Source organism: Clostridium gallinarum, assembly GCF_014836325.1.
Lineage (GTDB): Bacteria > Bacillota > Clostridia > Clostridiales > Clostridiaceae > Clostridium > Clostridium gallinarum.
The window spans coordinates 19,177-35,507 of sequence record NZ_JACSQZ010000012.1 but is presented as its reverse complement, the minus strand read 5'-3'; the positions used below and the strand labels follow the sequence as shown (position 1 = coordinate 35,507).

18 protein-coding genes and 1 pseudogene are annotated in these 16,331 nt (G+C 26.7%); 5 read left to right on the top strand and 14 right to left on the bottom strand.

Going from position 1 to position 16,331, the window contains the following annotated elements:
- Positions 1-3: 3 nt before the first annotated feature.
- The 3 genes from H9660_RS05110 to H9660_RS05100 form a co-directional block, all read right to left on the bottom strand.
- Complete coding sequence (locus tag H9660_RS05110) at positions 4-723, bottom strand: phage antirepressor (RefSeq protein WP_191749205.1); 720 nt, start codon at positions 721-723, stop codon at positions 4-6.
- Between the two features lie 70 nt (positions 724-793).
- A complete protein-coding gene (locus H9660_RS05105; protein ID WP_191749203.1) occupies positions 794-949 on the bottom strand; it encodes a hypothetical protein in 156 nt (51 codons plus the stop codon).
- Positions 950-1,033: 84 nt separating this feature from the next.
- Complete coding sequence (locus H9660_RS05100) at positions 1,034-1,252, bottom strand: DUF739 family protein (RefSeq protein WP_191749201.1); 219 nt, start codon at positions 1,250-1,252, stop codon at positions 1,034-1,036.
- Positions 1,253-1,414: 162 nt separating this feature from the next.
- Between H9660_RS05100 and H9660_RS16285 the strand changes: the two genes are divergently transcribed.
- Genes H9660_RS16285 through H9660_RS05085 form a run of 3 tightly spaced genes read left to right on the top strand, consistent with a single transcriptional unit; the run spans position 1,415 to position 4,176 of the window.
- Entirely contained in the window at positions 1,415-1,960 is a 546-nt protein-coding gene (locus tag H9660_RS16285) for a DNA-binding protein (protein WP_243190600.1), read from the top strand.
- Positions 1,961-1,988: 28 nt separating this feature from the next.
- Positions 1,989-2,447 (top strand): ImmA/IrrE family metallo-endopeptidase, encoded by a 459-nt coding sequence (locus H9660_RS05090; RefSeq protein WP_191749199.1) that lies wholly within the window; start codon positions 1,989-1,991, stop codon positions 2,445-2,447.
- Between the two features lie 13 nt (positions 2,448-2,460).
- Entirely contained in the window at positions 2,461-4,176 is a 1,716-nt protein-coding gene (locus H9660_RS05085) for a recombinase family protein (protein ID WP_191749197.1), read from the top strand.
- Here H9660_RS05085 and H9660_RS05080 read toward each other — a convergent pair.
- The 3 genes and pseudogenes from H9660_RS05080 to H9660_RS05070 all read right to left on the bottom strand — a co-directional run.
- A pseudogene (locus H9660_RS05080) lies at positions 4,159-4,944 on the bottom strand (FAD-dependent oxidoreductase); the annotation flags it as partial. The gene H9660_RS05085 and the pseudogene H9660_RS05080 overlap by 18 nt on opposite strands.
- The gene (locus H9660_RS05075; protein ID WP_191749195.1) at positions 4,944-5,936 is read right to left on the bottom strand and encodes a sulfide/dihydroorotate dehydrogenase-like FAD/NAD-binding protein; all 993 of its coding nucleotides are present in this window, start codon (positions 5,934-5,936) and stop codon (positions 4,944-4,946) included. The pseudogene H9660_RS05080 and the gene H9660_RS05075, both read right to left, overlap by 1 nt.
- Positions 5,937-6,217: 281 nt before the next feature.
- Entirely contained in the window at positions 6,218-7,387 is a 1,170-nt protein-coding gene (locus tag H9660_RS05070; RefSeq protein ID WP_191749193.1) for a D-alanyl-D-alanine carboxypeptidase family protein, read from the bottom strand.
- A gap of 118 nt (positions 7,388-7,505) precedes the next feature.
- Here H9660_RS05070 and H9660_RS16650 point away from each other — a divergent pair, with 118 nt between their 5' ends.
- A complete protein-coding gene (locus tag H9660_RS16650; RefSeq protein ID WP_207729415.1) occupies positions 7,506-8,066 on the top strand; it encodes a DUF2953 domain-containing protein in 561 nt (186 codons plus the stop codon).
- Positions 8,067-8,077: 11 nt separating this feature from the next.
- On the top strand, positions 8,078-8,536 hold the full coding sequence (gene ytfJ, locus H9660_RS05060) for a GerW family sporulation protein (protein WP_191749189.1): 459 nt from the start codon (positions 8,078-8,080) through the stop codon (positions 8,534-8,536).
- A gap of 37 nt (positions 8,537-8,573) precedes the next feature.
- On the opposite strand, the gene scpB is transcribed toward ytfJ, so the two are convergent.
- The 8 genes from scpB to H9660_RS05020 form a co-directional block, all read right to left on the bottom strand.
- A complete protein-coding gene (gene scpB / locus H9660_RS05055; RefSeq protein ID WP_191749187.1) occupies positions 8,574-9,182 on the bottom strand; it encodes an SMC-Scp complex subunit ScpB in 609 nt (202 codons plus the stop codon).
- Positions 9,175-9,921: a segregation/condensation protein A gene (locus H9660_RS05050; RefSeq protein WP_191749185.1), complete on the bottom strand. Its 747-nt coding sequence runs from the start codon at positions 9,919-9,921 to the stop codon at positions 9,175-9,177. Before H9660_RS05050 ends, scpB begins: the two co-directional genes overlap by 8 nt.
- Positions 9,922-10,083: 162 nt before the next feature.
- Positions 10,084-11,301: a D-alanyl-D-alanine carboxypeptidase family protein gene (locus tag H9660_RS05045; RefSeq protein ID WP_191749183.1), complete on the bottom strand. Its 1,218-nt coding sequence runs from the start codon at positions 11,299-11,301 to the stop codon at positions 10,084-10,086.
- A gap of 84 nt (positions 11,302-11,385) precedes the next feature.
- Positions 11,386-12,690 carry a pyrimidine-nucleoside phosphorylase gene (locus H9660_RS05040; RefSeq protein ID WP_191749180.1) on the bottom strand — a complete coding sequence of 435 codons (1,305 nt, stop codon included), beginning with the start codon at positions 12,688-12,690 and terminating at the stop codon, positions 11,386-11,388.
- 16 nt (positions 12,691-12,706) lie between these two features.
- The gene (locus tag H9660_RS05035) at positions 12,707-13,876 is read right to left on the bottom strand and encodes a phosphopentomutase (RefSeq protein ID WP_191749178.1); all 1,170 of its coding nucleotides are present in this window, start codon (positions 13,874-13,876) and stop codon (positions 12,707-12,709) included.
- Between the two features lie 53 nt (positions 13,877-13,929).
- Positions 13,930-14,808 (bottom strand): tyrosine-type recombinase/integrase, encoded by an 879-nt coding sequence (locus tag H9660_RS05030; protein WP_191749176.1) that lies wholly within the window; start codon positions 14,806-14,808, stop codon positions 13,930-13,932.
- Between the two features lie 71 nt (positions 14,809-14,879).
- Entirely contained in the window at positions 14,880-15,515 is a 636-nt protein-coding gene (gene spoIIM, locus H9660_RS05025) for a stage II sporulation protein M (RefSeq protein ID WP_191749174.1), read from the bottom strand.
- Positions 15,516-15,749: 234 nt separating this feature from the next.
- Positions 15,750-16,268: an NUDIX domain-containing protein gene (locus H9660_RS05020; RefSeq protein ID WP_191749172.1), complete on the bottom strand. Its 519-nt coding sequence runs from the start codon at positions 16,266-16,268 to the stop codon at positions 15,750-15,752.
- Positions 16,269-16,331: the final 63 nt, after the last annotated feature.

The window sequence follows — 16,331 nt, the reverse complement described above, 5'->3', positions numbered from 1 at the left end:
CCCCTAAAACAAATTCAAAATAAAATCTCTACCTTTTCCGGTCCACTTTCTATCGTAAATAATTTTCCCATTATCCAAAGGATGCTGTTTAATACTTACGAGCTCCATTTCTGAATACTTACTATAAAGAAGCCATGTTCCATTTTGCTTATATTGTATTTTCTTCTCTGAAAGTAAGTTATTAAGTTTTGTAGCACTACTTAAACCTAATTCCTTAGCAATTTCAGAAGTTGTATATAATTTATTCTGATGTAATAGCTTGTCCCTTTGCTTTTCTGCTTCCAACCTAGCAGCTCTTTCTTCTTTTAATTTAGTTGCTGCTGCTATTAATAAATCTGGATTATCTAATAATTCATCTTTGGCATACATCCCATGTTTTCTTATAGAAGGTAGAACTTCTGATGTAACCCATTTTCTAAACTTCTTAGCTTCTTCTTTTCTACTTCTAATAATTAAAGTGTATAATCCACTTTCATTAATTAAGTTAGTTTCTCCAATTTGACCGCCTAAGTTTAACTTAGTCACTTCATCTGAATCTAAATTTTGTATTGCAACTGTTGGATTAGATAAATCTAAAATAGAACATACATCTTTTACTACAAACCATGGTTCATTTTCTTTAGATATAACTCTTACTTCTCCAAAGTGTTCATTTTTGAAAATCTCAACTTCACCTTTTAGATATGGGACTTTTTGTCCTCCAATAATTCTTGTTTCTATCATTGTTTATCCTCCTTAACTTTTATTATGTTATATAGCTTGTACTAAAGGCGATTAAGCCTATTTTCATATGTTATAATTGAACTTTATCTAGGTTTTCTAGCTTGTCTATAAATACACCTAACTCTTCATGGGTTAATTTATTAGAAACTATATCAGCCATTACTTCAGCAAATTTATTTTCTAATTCCTTTGTATCTTCTGGTAATATCAAAGTTACTTCATACATACAAATCCTCCTTAAAATTTTCTATAATATCTTATGCTGAATATTTGTTTATGTTCATTGTCTTATTAATTTATTAAGTTCAATTTATTGAACTTCTTTTTCAAAAAAATATACTTGAATTTCATTTGATGCTATATTTAGCAATTCTGAAATCTTAGTTATTTCATCTTGAGAGAAAAATATTTTATTATTTAATTTTAATGATAAAGTTCTTTCAGAAACTCCCATAGCCTTAGCAAAACGTCCTTGAGTTCCATATTTTTCAATTATTCTTCCCCTTAATTTATTATAGTTAAAAGCCATATTGTCACCTCCTGTCATCAAGTTCAATTTTTTGAACAACTTGATAATATCATGTCATATTTTGTCTGTCAACACTTTTTGTTCAAAATTTTTAACTTTTATGTTTAAGGTATTGAACTTTAATTCAAAATACTATATAATATCATTGAAAGGAATGTTGTTATGAATAATGAAAATACATCAACTAGATTAAAACAAATTATGAAAGAAAGGAATTTAAGGCAAGTAGATTTATTAGAAATGGTAAAACCTTTTTGCGAAAAATATAATGTAAAAATTAATAAATCTGATATAAGCCAATATTTATCTGGAAAAGTTAAACCAGGACAAGAAAAACTTTCAATGTTAGGAATGGCTTTAAATATAAATGAAACTTGGTTAATGGGCTATGATGTTCCTAAAGAAAAACAATATACCATTGAAAAAACATCTTTATCTGAAAATGAAATATTATTATTAAAAAATTTTAATATACTTAACAAAGATGGAAAGTCAAAACTAATTGAATATAGTAATGATTTAATTGAAACTCCAAAGTATTTAGAAAGTAATAAAATTATTGATCTTCCTAAAAAAGAAAAACAAATATGGGAAGAAGACGGTAAAGAACATTTAATGCCTATAGCTTGTCATGATGATAATCTTACTGATGAAGAAAAAGTTATAGTTGATGAAAGAATAAATGAGATTTTAAAAAAATATAGATAAATATTAATAAATTTAATACGGAGTACAGATGAGTAATTATGAGAATTTAATATCCCTTGCATATTCTCATGGTATTAAAGTTATAGAATCAGACTTGGGTATAGATAAACCATTTGGGAAATGCATAGGTAATTTAATTATTATAAATAATAGGGTTAATGAATGTGAGAGGCTTTGTGTCTTATACGAAGAATTGGGACACTTTAAACTTACTGTTGGTGATATAACTAATCAAAGTATTTTAAATAATAAGAAACAAGAAGCTATAGCTCGTAGATGGAGTTATGAAAATCTAGTATCTCCAGCTGATATAATTGATGCAATTCTATCTGGAATAGATAATATATATGATCTAGCTGATTATTTAAATATTACAGTAGATTTCCTAACTCAGTCTATCGAGCATTATAAAAGTAAATATGGCATTTATTATGTTGGTAAAAAATACTTACTAACATTTGAGCCATTAAATGTTATAACTTATTAATGGGGGTGATCTTTTGCTTAAAGTAGCAATTTATTCAAGAAAATCAAAATTTACTGGTAAAGGTGATTCTATAGAAAATCAAATTGAAATGTGTAAAGATTACATAACTAATACCATTGGTAAAGATGTTGAGTTTACTATATATGAAGATGAAGGATTTTCTGGTGGTAATCTTGATAGACCTAATTTTAAAAAGTTAATGAATTCTATTAGGAATAAAAAGTTTAATATCTTAGTATGCTACAGGCTTGATAGAATTAGCAGAAATGTTGCTGATTTCTCTGGAACTTTAGAAATACTCCAATCTAATAATTGCTCTTTCATAAGTATTAAAGAACAATTTGATACATCTAGTCCAATGGGTAGAGCTATGATTTATATTGCTAGTGTCTTTGCTCAACTTGAAAGAGAAACTATAGCTGAAAGAGTTAAGGACAATATGCTTGAAATTGCTAAGAATGGTAAATGGACAGGCGGGAAAATTCCTATAGGCTTTAACTCTGAAAAGATTGAGTATATAGATGAAAAAGGTCTTATTCGTACTTCTCCCCAACTAATTATCAATGAAAAAGAAATGGAGTTCGTAAACTTCTTATATAATAAATATTTAGAACTAGGTAGTCTTCATAAATTAGAAGTTTATATTCATGAAAATAATATTAGATCTAGAAATGATGTTTTATATGAAAAATCATCTTTAAAGACAATACTACAAAATCCAATCTATGTTAAAGCTAATGATGATGTTGTTGAATATCTTAATAACTCAAGTTGGACCGTATATGGTGAACCTGATAATATTCACTCCCTATTAACTTATAATAAGACAGAACAAACAAAAAAGGATGGTAAATATGTTAAAGTAAAAAAAGACTTATCCGAGCGTTTAGCTGCAGTAAGTTCTATTAAAGGATATATTGAACCAGATCTTTGGTTAGCTGTTCAAAAACAATTTGATAAAAATAAAGATACTTTCCCAAGGTTAGGTAAAACTCATAATGCTTTGTTAGTAGGTAAAATACGTTGTGGTAAATGTAAAGAATATATGCTAATTAGTCATGGTAGAATCTCAAAGACTACAGGAGAAAAATTATTTTATTATACCTGTTCGCTAAAGAAAAAATCTCGTAAAAAGTTATGTGATAATGGTAATGCAAAAGCAGCTGATTTAGAAAAATTAGTTTTAATATCTTTAAAGCAGCTTAGTTTAAATAAAAAAGATTTCTTATCAAAGATAAGAGATAAATATAAAACAGATGATGATTATAAAAATATAGATTTAGAAAAATTATCTTTAAATAAATCACTTAAAGAAAAGAAACTACAAATAGATAACTTAGTTACAAAACTATCTCTATGCAATGATATTGAAGATATATTATTAACTAAAATAAAAGCTTTAAAAGAAGAATGTAATAATATAGAGAAAAGTCTTACTGAGTTAGAAACTAAAACTTTAACTTTAAAGAATAACTTATTAAATTTAGATCTTATAGAATCTTTATTAGATAAGTGTGCTACTATAGATAAGCTTGATAGATCTGAACAAAAATTAATTATAGATAACCTAATCGATACTATTTATTGGTATAGTGATGGACCAGGTAAAGGAAAAATAAAAATTAAGTTTGTTGGCACTGATGATAATCAAAAAGAGATTAATTTTACAATTGACGAGATGCAACAACTAATGTTGCATTTCTGTTCTCATAGCATGACCAGTATCTAAAAGAATTATATTTTCTGCAAATTCCTTTAGTGCATACTGCTGACAAACCTTTGAGCTAAGTTTATCATAGTTAATATCCTCCTTTGGAACTTCTAATATTACGCATCCCTTTTCATTTAATTCTTTTACTATTTTTTCAGATAAACTTTCCTTAACTAATTTACAAGATCCTGAAAATGCTCCTAAATTATCTTCATCTCTTTCTCCTTGAATATCTGAAACTCCACATCTTTCACTAATACTTATTCTAGGTCCAAAAGCTGGACATCTTAGTACACACATAGAACATCCATTGCCATATCTCAAACAATTCCCCATAGGTCCTGTTGTTCCTGTTGTTTCTATAAATACATCTCCTTCTTCATAAGTTCCATCACTTAAAAAAATTCCTTTTATTTTTTTATCTTCAATTTTTATATCTGTTACTCTACTTTCTATATGAATATTAATCCCTATCTCTTCTAAATATGTGCTTACTTTTCCTTCAATTAAATTCACATCATAAAGTGTAGCATGTTTATGGCCTGGAAATTCTATATCTTTATGCCTAGCAGTGTTATCAACTATCTCTATAAGATCTCCAGCTCCAAGTTCTATTAACTCTTCAGAGGCTGTCCATCTACCATTATTCCTCATTATTCCCCCAACATTACCAAGACCTAATAGCAAATCTGTTTTTTCATAAAGATGTACTTCTGCTCCAGCTTTCTTTGAAGTAATTGCAGCTGAAACTCCTGCCCAGCCCCCACCTACTATAATAACCTTAATCATATAAATCTTCTCCCTTCAAATACCTTTCTTGGATCTATTTGAACTTTACAAAATCTCTTAACCCTATGTCCAGAAAATCTTGCTGTACAACTTCCACAAATGCCTTCTCCACAACACATTTTAATATTATTACAACAGGAAAGTTTTATATCCTTTCTATCTAATTCATTCAAAAACTCAATCAATTTCACCGTCAATATATCTGCACCAGATAAATGAATATATTTAATATCTTTCTCATTTATAATTGCTTTTATTTTCACCTTTGCTTCGTCACTTAAATCTCCTTTATCTAGCAAGAGTTCTTGCATTAAATTAACATTATAATTTTTCAAATAATCTTTAACATAATAATCTTTATAAGGTGAAGTATCTAATATTAAACTAATATCATTATTGCTTTGATAAAGCTTTCTGATTAATGGTATCATTGGTGCCATACCAATTCCTCTAGCTAAAACCAATACATTATTATCTTTTTGAACACTTAAGTTATTAAGTCCAAATACTCCGTTCCAATATGGTCCCCTAATTGTTATTTTATCTCCAGATTTTATATCTAATAAATTCTTTGTTTTTATCCCTCTTACTTCTATCATAATAGCTACTACATTTGTATCTATATTAGCTTCCATTATAGATATAGGTACATCAAAATAAATGTTATCTTCATTTGGTCTAATAAAAATAAAGCTACCTGCTTTAGATAAATCTATTGCTAATTTATGAGGAACTTCAAATTTAATTAAAATTAAATCTTTTTCAAAAATCTCTGTTTCTTTTACTAAACAACCATATGTTTTTCTACCTTCTTTTGCCTTTGATCCATTATTTATATACTCGTGATATATGCATACCCCTTTCCAATTTAAGCAATCACAAAAACACCCACCTTGTAATTGTGAGCAAATTATACATTCACCCGCCTCTGCAAGTTTACAGGGACAAAATTCTGTTCCAGAATCAATACATTCTACAATTTCCCTCATTTATATATCTCCTAAAAGATTTCTTATACAATATTAAGTTATTTTTTATAATATAATTTGTTACAATATTTAGAAATAAAAAAGAGATAAACGTTATATTCCTTGCTCCGTCGCATGCGCTCCAAGTTGACTTCATATAATGTTTATCTCTTTGCAAACTGAAGGAAGGAAATTATAAAAACTCTACCTCTTCAACTACTAACTTTGCTACTCTCATAAAATCATCTACATCTTGTCATAGATATAATTTTCTAAATAATAAAAAATAGAGGCATCAACCCCTACTTTTCTCCTGTTATAACTTTTTCAAATTCTTCTTTACTTATCTTAATTTTACTAGTTAGCGGAAATTTACCTTTTTCATTTTCTTTATCCTTAATTGATATTTTACCAAGTATATCTCCTACTTCAATATTTAAACTAGGATTAAATACTTCAATTTCTAATCTATCGCTCTCCTTATATCCATAGGTAATATCTTCTTCGTTAATTAGATTACCTAAGCCTGCAATCTTTTCATTATTTAATAATTCTTTATTGTTTCTATTTATAAATTCATTGTCTTTAATAACATAATTAAATATTTTTTCTGTTACATTCCATCTGTCAACACAATTTAATACGACTATTATTATATTTCTTCCGTTATGATTTACTGAAGATACTAAACATTTGCCAGCTCCACCAGTATATCCTGTCTTTACACCATTTGCACCTGGTATCTTATATAGTATTTTATTTATATTTTGATAGTCTCTTGTAAAATTATACTTGTCTTTATACATTACCTTTTCTCCAACAAGTTCTTTAAATTCATCATATTCCATAGCTTTAGAAGTTAATATTGCTAAATCATATGCAGAAGAATAATGTTTTGTACTATCTAATCCATGAGGTGATTCAAAATGTGAATTAAGAATACCTAAACTTTTTGCATAGTCATTCATTATATTAGAGAAACCATCAATAGATCCTCCAATATCTTCTGCTATAGCAATAGCTGCATCATTGCCTGATCTAAACATTAATCCAAATAATAATTCTCTCATGGATATCTCTTCACCTGCTCTATATCCTACTGTTGATCCCCTAATAGAGGAAGCATTTTTACTGATGGTTACTTTCCTTTCTAAATTTCCATAATTAATAGCAATTAAAGCAGTTAAAATTTTAGTAGTACTAGCCATAGGTACTATCTCATATCCATTTTGATTCCATAAAACCATATTATTTTTACTATCTATTGCTATTGCATTTCTTGCAGATACTTTTAATGGTGCATTAATATTAACTTCTTCTAAAGAAATATTTATTGATTCCTCTTCAATAATATCAATAGTATCATAATCATCAATATTTTCATCTGTCATTGCTTTTACTGAATAAATATTCCATGTAATTGTCAATAATACTAATAAAATAGTTGCTAAAAATTTTTTAAATATCTTCATATTATCACCCTCTATATTAACCATCTAAAAATAGTTTGTTCTAAAAGATAAATTTTAAACATTAATTTTATATTTTTCTATAAATAGAACATTCTTTGTTTATTGAAAGGATTTTAGGATGAGCTTATTTATTACTTTTTTAATACTTATATCAATATTATTTATACCTATACCTTTAAAAATAAAGATTGAGTACTTAAATCAAAATTTAAATTTGAAATTATTTAATCACATAATTTTTTCATCTCAAAATGGTATAGAAAGTAACCTTTTAAAAAAATTTATTAAAAAACAAAAATATAATACTAAGAAAAATAATATTAATAAAAAAACTTTACATTCCAAAAAATTATCTTTAAAAAAACTATATAAAAATATGAAGTTAAATAAATTTAAACCAAAGATAAAATTAAATGGTGATATTAATTATGGCATAGAAGATGCCGCTTTATGCGCTTTATTATATGGATTATTATGTAATATATCTTCATTTATTTATATTTTATTGAAAATTATATTTAAAATTAAAACCCTAGATTTAAATATTAATCCTAAATTTAATACTTTTACTTTATCATTTGGTATAACCAGTATATTTTACTTTAATATTGCAAATATTATATATATCTTATATTTAATATTTAAATCTATGGAAATAAAGGAGGTGGCTCCCAAATAAGGGAGAAACATATGAGTAATCAACATCCAGTAGAAAATTTAATGAAAAGTACAATGGAAAACCTTAAGGATATGATAGATGTTAATACGGTAGTAGGTGATGCTGTAGAAACTAAAGATGGTAGTTATATCATTCCTATATCAAAAGTAACCTTTGGATTTGTATCTGGAGGAAGTGAATTTGGTTCCTTATGTAAGATACCTATAGAAGAAACTTACAAGCATCCTTTTGGTGGGGGATCTGGAGCTGGTATAACTGTTAAACCGGTAGCCTTTTTAATATTAAGAAAAGATATAGTTCGCTTACTACCAGTTGAACAAAATAATACTTATGATCGAGTTGTAGATTCAGTTCCCCAAATAATAGATATTGTAAAAGGTTTTTTTAGTGAAGATAAAAAAAATAAATCTGAAACTAATTGCTACGAAAAACCTTTTTCTAATACCAATTGTGATAACTCAGATTTATAATATAATAATTTATATAAGATATATTTTAAAATATATCTTATATTTCTTTTAAAATTTCTTCCATATTTTCTACAATCTCGCTATCTTTATCTTCATAAAGATCTAATGATGGTAATTCTTTCAGTTCTTTTAATCCAAATTGTCTTAAAAATTCATCTGTAGTTCCATATAAAATAGGTCTTCCAGGCACCTCTAATCGTCCAACTTCTTTAATTAAATCTTTTTCTAACAATCTTTGCATTGCACTTTCAGATTTTACGCCTCTTATTTCATCAATATCAACTCTAGTTATAGGCTGTTTATATGCAATAATAGCTAAACTTTCTAATGAAGCTTGAGATAGCGATTGTCTCTTATTCTTTTTTAATAATTTTTGAATATAATTGCTATTTTCGGCTTTAGAAACTAATTGATACTCTCCATTAATTGAAATTAGTTTTATTCCTCTCTTTTCATTTTCATATTCATTCATCATTTCTTCTAATATAGTTTTAATAGTTTTAATAGATATTTCTAGCGCATTACTTAAGTCCTTAACAGTTAGTGGATCGCCACTTACAAAAAGTAAGGATTCTATAATAGATTTTATTCTAGGTTTAGAAGATATCTGTTCAAATTCATATTGTTCTACTTCTATCTTATTCACTTACTAATCTCCTTTCAATTATAATATCATCAAAGTTATTATCTTGATAAGCTTTAACAATTCTTAACTTAATAAGTTCTAATAAAGCAAGAAATGAAACTACAGCTTCTAATTTACATTCACTTTCTGCTATAATTTCTTTAAACTTAAGAATTCTATCTTTATCTATCATTTTTAATAAATCATTCATCTTATCTTCAATTTTATATTTATCTACATATATCTTTCTTTGTATAACATTTTCTTTATTTTGTTTCATAAAAAAGTTTTCAATTAAATTATTATAGATATTATATAAATCGAGTAAAGTTGTATTTTTAAATATATCCTCTTCTTGTATTTTAGAATCTAGTACTTCTATAATTTCTGGTTTTTTAGTATAAATATCTCCTGAATTTATATATCTATCTCTTAACAGTAAAGCTGCACCTTTAATCTTTTTATATTCAATTAGTTTTTCCATTAAGTTTTTTTCTATATCTTCTTCATTTTCTTCTATATTTTTAATCACAGGTAATAACTTTTTAGATTTTATTTCTATAAGTGTAGCAGCAACAACTATAAATTCAGATGTAATTTCTAAATCCATAATTTTCATTTCATCTAGAAATCTTAAATATTGATTAGTAATTTTATATATCTCAACATTATATATATCCATTTCATTTTTTTTAATTAAGTGTAATAATAAATCAAAGGGCCCCTCAAAATTAGCTACTTTAACTTTTGGCATTTCCATATATATCATCCGCCTTATTTACATTTTCCTTCGAATATATAATATCAATTTTATTTCCAAAGGACAACCTTTTTTCCTTTCTCTTATATACAACTTTATATTATTATAAAATAAAAACTCCTTTCGGAGTTTTTATTAGAAACATTTTATTAAAGATTAAAATTATATTCCTTTTCTAAACATATTTTTCATATTAAACTTAAAGTTTTCAAATATACCACCTAATTTTATATCTCTATCTGAATATAATTCCACTTCTCCTATCTTATCTTCGCCAAGATACAACTCACATTTACCTACTATGTCGCCTTCTTTATATTCCTTTTTTAGTTCTTCTATAATTATTTTCTTTTCTATTTCTTTATTTTCACCTTTAGGAATAATTGCTATTAAATCATCTTTTGCTTTTGCAACAAAGAATTTCTCTGTATTCTTACTTAAATAGATATTTTCTACATCTTCATCTTTAACTAAAATCTTTTTACCTTCAAATTTAGAAAAACCAAAATTCATAAGCATTCCTGCATCACGGTTTCTTATTTTATAAGTAGGTGCACCCATAATTACTGAAAGCATTCTTACACCATTTCTTGTAGCAGTTGCAGAAATACAGTATTTTGCTTCTTGAGTATATCCTGTTTTTAATCCATCACATCCATCAAAAAATCTTACAAGTTTATTATGGTTCACAAGTTCTATTGGAGATAATCTTCCTTCTGATATAGTTTCCATATAAGTTCCTGTATACTTTAAAATTGTAGGATGCTTTAATAATTCTAATGACATAATTGAAATATCCCTAGCAGTAGATAAATGACCTTCCTTTGGAAGACCATTACAATTTTTAAAAGTTGTATTTACCATTCCTAGTTCATTTGCTCTTTTATTCATCATTTCTACAAAGGCTTCTTCTGTACCTCCTAGATATTCAGCCAAAGCAACTGCTGCATCATTTCCCGATGCAATTGCTACACCCTTTAATAATTCTTCTACAGTTCTAATTTCTCCTGTATCAAGAAGCATGGTGCTCCCACCCATTTTTTTTGCATTTTCACTACAGGTTACTTTATCACTTAATGATATTTTCCCATTATCTACAGCCTCCATTGTTAATAACATAGTCATTATTTTAGTTACAGATGCAGGTGCAAATTTTTCATCTGGATTTTTTTCATATAATATCTTACCTGAAGTAGGTTCAATTAACACTGCTGATTTAGCCTCTACATCTATTCCTTCATCGCTAAAGGTTTCAATAGTCCATTCTTCATAAGTTTCAATTTCCTCTGCTGGTTCATTATAAGCTTTTACAGGTAAAATATTCAATGATAATAAGCTTAAAGTTATAGCTATAACTTTATTTAAAAATTTTTTGTTCATGATATATCCTCCTTTCAAGCTTATTATTACCAATAAAAATAAAAATATGATAAAAAGATTAAATCTTCTTATCATATTTTTGTTTTACTGAACTACATCATATATTAATGGAATTTCTTTATCTATCTTATCAGATATGTTTATGTTACATAATATCTTATTTTTTGCTTTTTCTATATTAGATTTATCGTTACTATGAATATATGCTATAATATCTCCTGATTTAACTTTTTCTCCTCTTTTTTTATTAAGTACTATACCTACAGCTAAATCTATATTACTATCCTTAGTTTCTCTTCCAGCTCCTAATTCCATAGCAATTAATCCAAAGGCTTCCGTATTAATTTTTGTTATAATGCCTGATTTATCTGCTTTAACTTCTTCAATATAATTAGCTTTTGGAAGCTTACTTGTATCATCAACTAAAGATGAATCTCCTCCTTGAGCTTCAACAAATTCTTTTAATTTTTCAAGACCTTTTCCATTTTCTATATTTTCTAATAATAAACTTCTCGCTTCTTCAAAACTTTCAGCCTTGTTAGCACATATAATCATATAACTTCCTAAAGTTAGCGTTAATTCTAATAAATCTTTTGGCCCATTGCCTTTTAATAAATCTATTGCTTCTTTAACTTCTAGAGCATTTCCTATTGCATATCCAAGTGGCTGATCCATATCAGATATAACACCTACAGTCTTTCTCCCAACGGATTTACCTATATTCACCATTTCATTTGCTAAAGCTTTTGCTTCTTCTGGAGTTTTCATAAAAGCCCCATCACCAACTTTAACATCTAACACTATTGCATCTGCTCCAGAGGCTATTTTTTTACTCATTATACTAGATGCTATTAAAGACATATTATCAACTGTTCCAGTTACATCTCTTAAAGCATATAATTTTTTATCTGCTGGTGCTATATTACCTGTTTGACCTGTTAAAGCTATTCCTATTTTATTAGAATTATTTATGAATTCTGATTCTGTTAACTCAACAGAAAATCCATTAAAAGATTCAAGCTTATCTATAGTTCCACCGGTATGCCCTAATCCTCTTCCTGACATTTTTGAAACAGGAATTCCAACAGATGCAACTAGTGGTGTTAAACAAATACTTGTTTTATCTCCCACACCACCTGTAGAATGCTTATCAACTTTTATCCCTTCAATTGAAGATAAATCTATAACATCTCCTGAGTTTACCATTGCCATAGTTAAATCTGCTGTTTCCTTTGTATTCATTTTATTAAAGAATATAGCCATAAGTAATGCAGATGCTTGATAATCAGGAATCTCTCCTTTAGTAAACCCTTCTATAAAAAAATTAATTTCTTCTTTTGATAATTCAAATCCATTTCTTTTTTTGACGATTATGTCATACATTCTCATGAAATATAGCCTCCTATTATTTAAGTATGTTCTTTAAGAAACTCTTTCCATTAATATCATTTTCAATTTCAAAATACTCTAATATAGTTTTGCTTATGTCAGTAAAACTTTCTCTAGTTCCTATGTTAATTGGATTAATCTTGTTTCCATAAACTAATAGAGGGATATATTCTCTTGAATGATCTGTACTTTCAGTAGTTGGATCACACCCATGATCTGCAGTTAACATTAATATATCGTCTTCTGTCATTTTATTATAGATTTCTTTTAATCTATTATCTAATTCTTCAATTGCATTTCCATATCCCTTAGGATCATTTCTATGTCCATATAACATATCAAAATCAACTAAATTTGTAAATATTAGTCCTTCTTTTATTTCATCCATATATTTTAAAGTTACATCAATTCCATCCATATTATCTTTAGTATGAATCGCCTTAGTAACTCCCTTTTTATTATATATATCTTCTATCTTCCCTACTGCAGCTACTTCTTTTCCATTTTCCTTTAAATATTCAAGCATTGTTTTTGAAAATGGATCTAAAGCATAGTCTCTTCTATTAGAAGTTCTCTTATATTTCCCATTTTCACCAACAAACGGTCTTGCAATTACTCTTCCTACAACATTTTCTCCTACAAGCATTTCTCTTGCTATTCTACACATTTCATATAATTCATCTAAAGGTATAACATCTTCATGTGCTGCTATTTGAAAAACACTATCTGCAGAAGTATATATTATTGGAAAACCTGTTTTTACATGCTCATCTCCTAATCTTTCTATTATTTCTGTCCCAGATGCAACACAATTTCCTAGTATTCCTTCTTTATTTACTTTCTTTAGGAATTCATCTATAATTTCCTTTGAAAAACCATCAGGATAAGTATTTAAAGGCGTATCTAGTATAACTCCTCCAATTTCCCAATGTCCTGTTACTGTATCTTTTCCTTTAGATTTTTCAGCAAGCTTTCCATATGCTCCAATATTATCTTTAACTTTATTTAAATATTTAACCCCTTCAATATTTCCAAATCCTAATTTTTCAAGATTATCTATTTTTAATCCCCCACAGGCTTTATAAGTGTTATCTAGTGTATGACTACCAACATCTCCATAAAGATTTGCATCAGGTAGTTCACCTACTCCTAAACTATCCATTACAATTAAAACTACTCTTTTCATATTTTCTACTCCTTTCGACTATAAAGCCTAGAATTATCTATCCTATAGTAATATTATGCTCTAGGATGGGAATTTTTATATACAATATTTATTTTATCATTATTTATGATTTCATAATATGTGTCCATATAAGTTAGTACTTGATTGCCTAAAAGTTTTTGTACTGCTCTTACATTTGCTCCATTTTGCAATAAATGAACAGCAAATGAATGTCTAAATGTATTTAAATTAACTTCTTTTTTTATTCCTGCTCTATGAGAGTATTCTTTAACAATTCTCCAAACGCCTTGTCTCGTTAATTGATTTCCATTTAAATTTACAAATAAGTTATCCACACCTGCACAAGCAACTCTATCTCTTATTTTAAAATATTCCTTTAACGCTTCAACAGCACTTCTTCCTATAGGAATTAGTCTTTCAAAATTTTTATTATCTAAACATTTTACAAAATTTAATTCTAAATTTACATCATAAACCTTCAAATTAATAATTTCGGAAACCTTCATTCCTGTTGCATACATAAGTTCCAAAAGCGCATTATCTCTTATTCCTTTATTACAATCCTTATCTACTATTTTAATTATTCTGTCTACTTCATCAATAGTAAGAATTTGAGGTAATTTTCTAGTAGTAGAGGTATTTTTATAATAAATCTTTGGAATTTCTTTAATAAATTGTTGATCTTTTAAATAATTATAAAAACTTCTTAAACTTATTACTATTCTATTTATTGATCTTTCAGATTTTCCTTGACTTAGCAAATGTTGTATATATCCTAAAACTGATAAATTATCTGTTTCATCAATACTTAAATCCTTACTATTTAAATATTTCACATATAAATTAACATCAGTTACATAAGCATAAACAGTATTCTCACTTTTATGGCTTTTTAGTAAAGCTTCCTTATAATTATTCACAATTTCCTTCATAATACTTCCCCTATCCTAATATATATTTTATTCGACAAAAAAAACATAATTCCTTCTTTATTTTCATTAGATTAGGTTATTTTATAAACATTTGTAATCACTATCTTCATTAATCCCGGACTTATATAGCACTCTATAAAAACTCCTAATATGAATAAAACAAAGAAAAAGGATAATTTCATAACTAATCCATTTAAAACATTCTTATTAAATCTTGCTCCACCAAAGAATTTTTCTTTTACTTTAACAGAAGATAATTCCAATGAAATTATACTTATACCTACAAAAAAAGGTATATAAAGTAAATTTTGCGGTATAGTAGAAGTTAATGCTATCCATATTCCTTTTCCTTCAAATGTAGTTATTAAAAAACTAAAGGTATATCCTAAGGTATATCCCTTTATTAAATCTATAATTAATACTAAAGGAGCACCAAATATAGTAAATCCTAGTGCTATTATAAGTATAATAATTAATATATTATTTTTTATTATACTAAATAAAAGTTCATTAGTTTTTATCTCTTGATTATTAATACTTTTAACAAAACTTGTGAAATAGTCAGATAAATCCTTTGCATCTACTCCATCCATATATTTTATGGTATATGCACCTAGTAATATGCCAACAAAGAAAAATGTTAATACCATTAAGTAAAAAAAATTATTTTCTTTAAAATTTGTGTTCATTTTTTCTATTAAATTCATAATACTCCCCCCATAAAGTTGCTATAAAACATAATATGAAAGTCTTTTAAGTAATATTCATAATTGAATATATGTAAATAAAAAAAATTATAAAAATAAAAAGTGTTAAGGTATCATATCTGGAATCTGCCTTATAGATTCCAGTCACCTTGATATGATACCTTATCACTTCCAAAGAGTAAAAAAGCTATATTAAATAGAATCAAAGTCTACTTAATATAGCATATAAAACATTTATAAATATGTAAAAATACTTATAGTTTTTCCATCAATAATTTCTCCATTTTTAATCATCTCTTTAACTTTATTTATATTTACTATCTTAACATTAGTAAATTCATCATCATCTTCGTTTTTATTCCCTATTGTTAAATTACTAGCTTTATATAAATAAATTATTTCATCACAAAATCCAGGTGCAGTAGCCATACATCCTAAATATTCTAAATTATTTGCTATATAACCTGTTTCCTCTTGCAATTCTCTTTTAGCACATTTTATTGGTTCTTCTCCCTTATCAAGCTTTCCTGCTGGTATTTCTAATAAATTTTTATTTAAAGCTAATCTAAATTGTTCTACTAATATAATATTTTCTTCATCAATAAAAGGTATTATAGCAGTTGCTCCTGGGTGTTTTATAATATCTCTAGATGTATTTTTTCCATTTGGTAACTCAACATTAATATTTAATACATCTATAAAGCTTCCTTTATAAATTAATTTTTCATTTAATACTTTTTCTTTTAAATCCATATTTTCTCCTATAAATCTTTAATTCAGAAAAACACCTTTGACTAAAATTTTATTAATCAAAAG

Excerpts from the sequence above, each read along its gene's own strand:
- H9660_RS05110 (WP_191749205.1), bottom strand. The coding sequence starts at position 723 with ATGATAGAAACAAGAATTATTGGAGGACAAAAAGTCCCATATCTAAAA.
- H9660_RS05105 (WP_191749203.1), bottom strand. The coding sequence starts at position 949 with ATGTATGAAGTAACTTTGATATTACCAGAAGATACAAAGGAATTAGAA.
- H9660_RS05100 (WP_191749201.1), bottom strand. The coding sequence starts at position 1,252 with ATGGCTTTTAACTATAATAAATTAAGGGGAAGAATAATTGAAAAATAT.
- H9660_RS16285 (WP_243190600.1), top strand. The coding sequence starts at position 1,415 with ATGAATAATGAAAATACATCAACTAGATTAAAACAAATTATGAAAGAA.
- H9660_RS05090 (WP_191749199.1), top strand. The coding sequence starts at position 1,989 with ATGAGTAATTATGAGAATTTAATATCCCTTGCATATTCTCATGGTATT.
- H9660_RS05075 (WP_191749195.1), bottom strand. The coding sequence starts at position 5,936 with ATGAGGGAAATTGTAGAATGTATTGATTCTGGAACAGAATTTTGTCCC.
- H9660_RS05070 (WP_191749193.1), bottom strand. The coding sequence starts at position 7,387 with ATGAAGATATTTAAAAAATTTTTAGCAACTATTTTATTAGTATTATTG.
- H9660_RS16650 (WP_207729415.1), top strand. The coding sequence starts at position 7,506 with ATGAGCTTATTTATTACTTTTTTAATACTTATATCAATATTATTTATA.
- ytfJ (WP_191749189.1), top strand. The coding sequence starts at position 8,078 with ATGAGTAATCAACATCCAGTAGAAAATTTAATGAAAAGTACAATGGAA.
- H9660_RS05050 (WP_191749185.1), bottom strand. The coding sequence starts at position 9,921 with ATGGAAATGCCAAAAGTTAAAGTAGCTAATTTTGAGGGGCCCTTTGAT.
- H9660_RS05045 (WP_191749183.1), bottom strand. The coding sequence starts at position 11,301 with ATGAACAAAAAATTTTTAAATAAAGTTATAGCTATAACTTTAAGCTTA.
- H9660_RS05040 (WP_191749180.1), bottom strand. The coding sequence starts at position 12,690 with ATGAGAATGTATGACATAATCGTCAAAAAAAGAAATGGATTTGAATTA.
- H9660_RS05035 (WP_191749178.1), bottom strand. The coding sequence starts at position 13,876 with ATGAAAAGAGTAGTTTTAATTGTAATGGATAGTTTAGGAGTAGGTGAA.
- H9660_RS05030 (WP_191749176.1), bottom strand. The coding sequence starts at position 14,808 with ATGAAGGAAATTGTGAATAATTATAAGGAAGCTTTACTAAAAAGCCAT.
- spoIIM (WP_191749174.1), bottom strand. The coding sequence starts at position 15,515 with ATGAATTTAATAGAAAAAATGAACACAAATTTTAAAGAAAATAATTTT.
- H9660_RS05020 (WP_191749172.1), bottom strand. The coding sequence starts at position 16,268 with ATGGATTTAAAAGAAAAAGTATTAAATGAAAAATTAATTTATAAAGGA.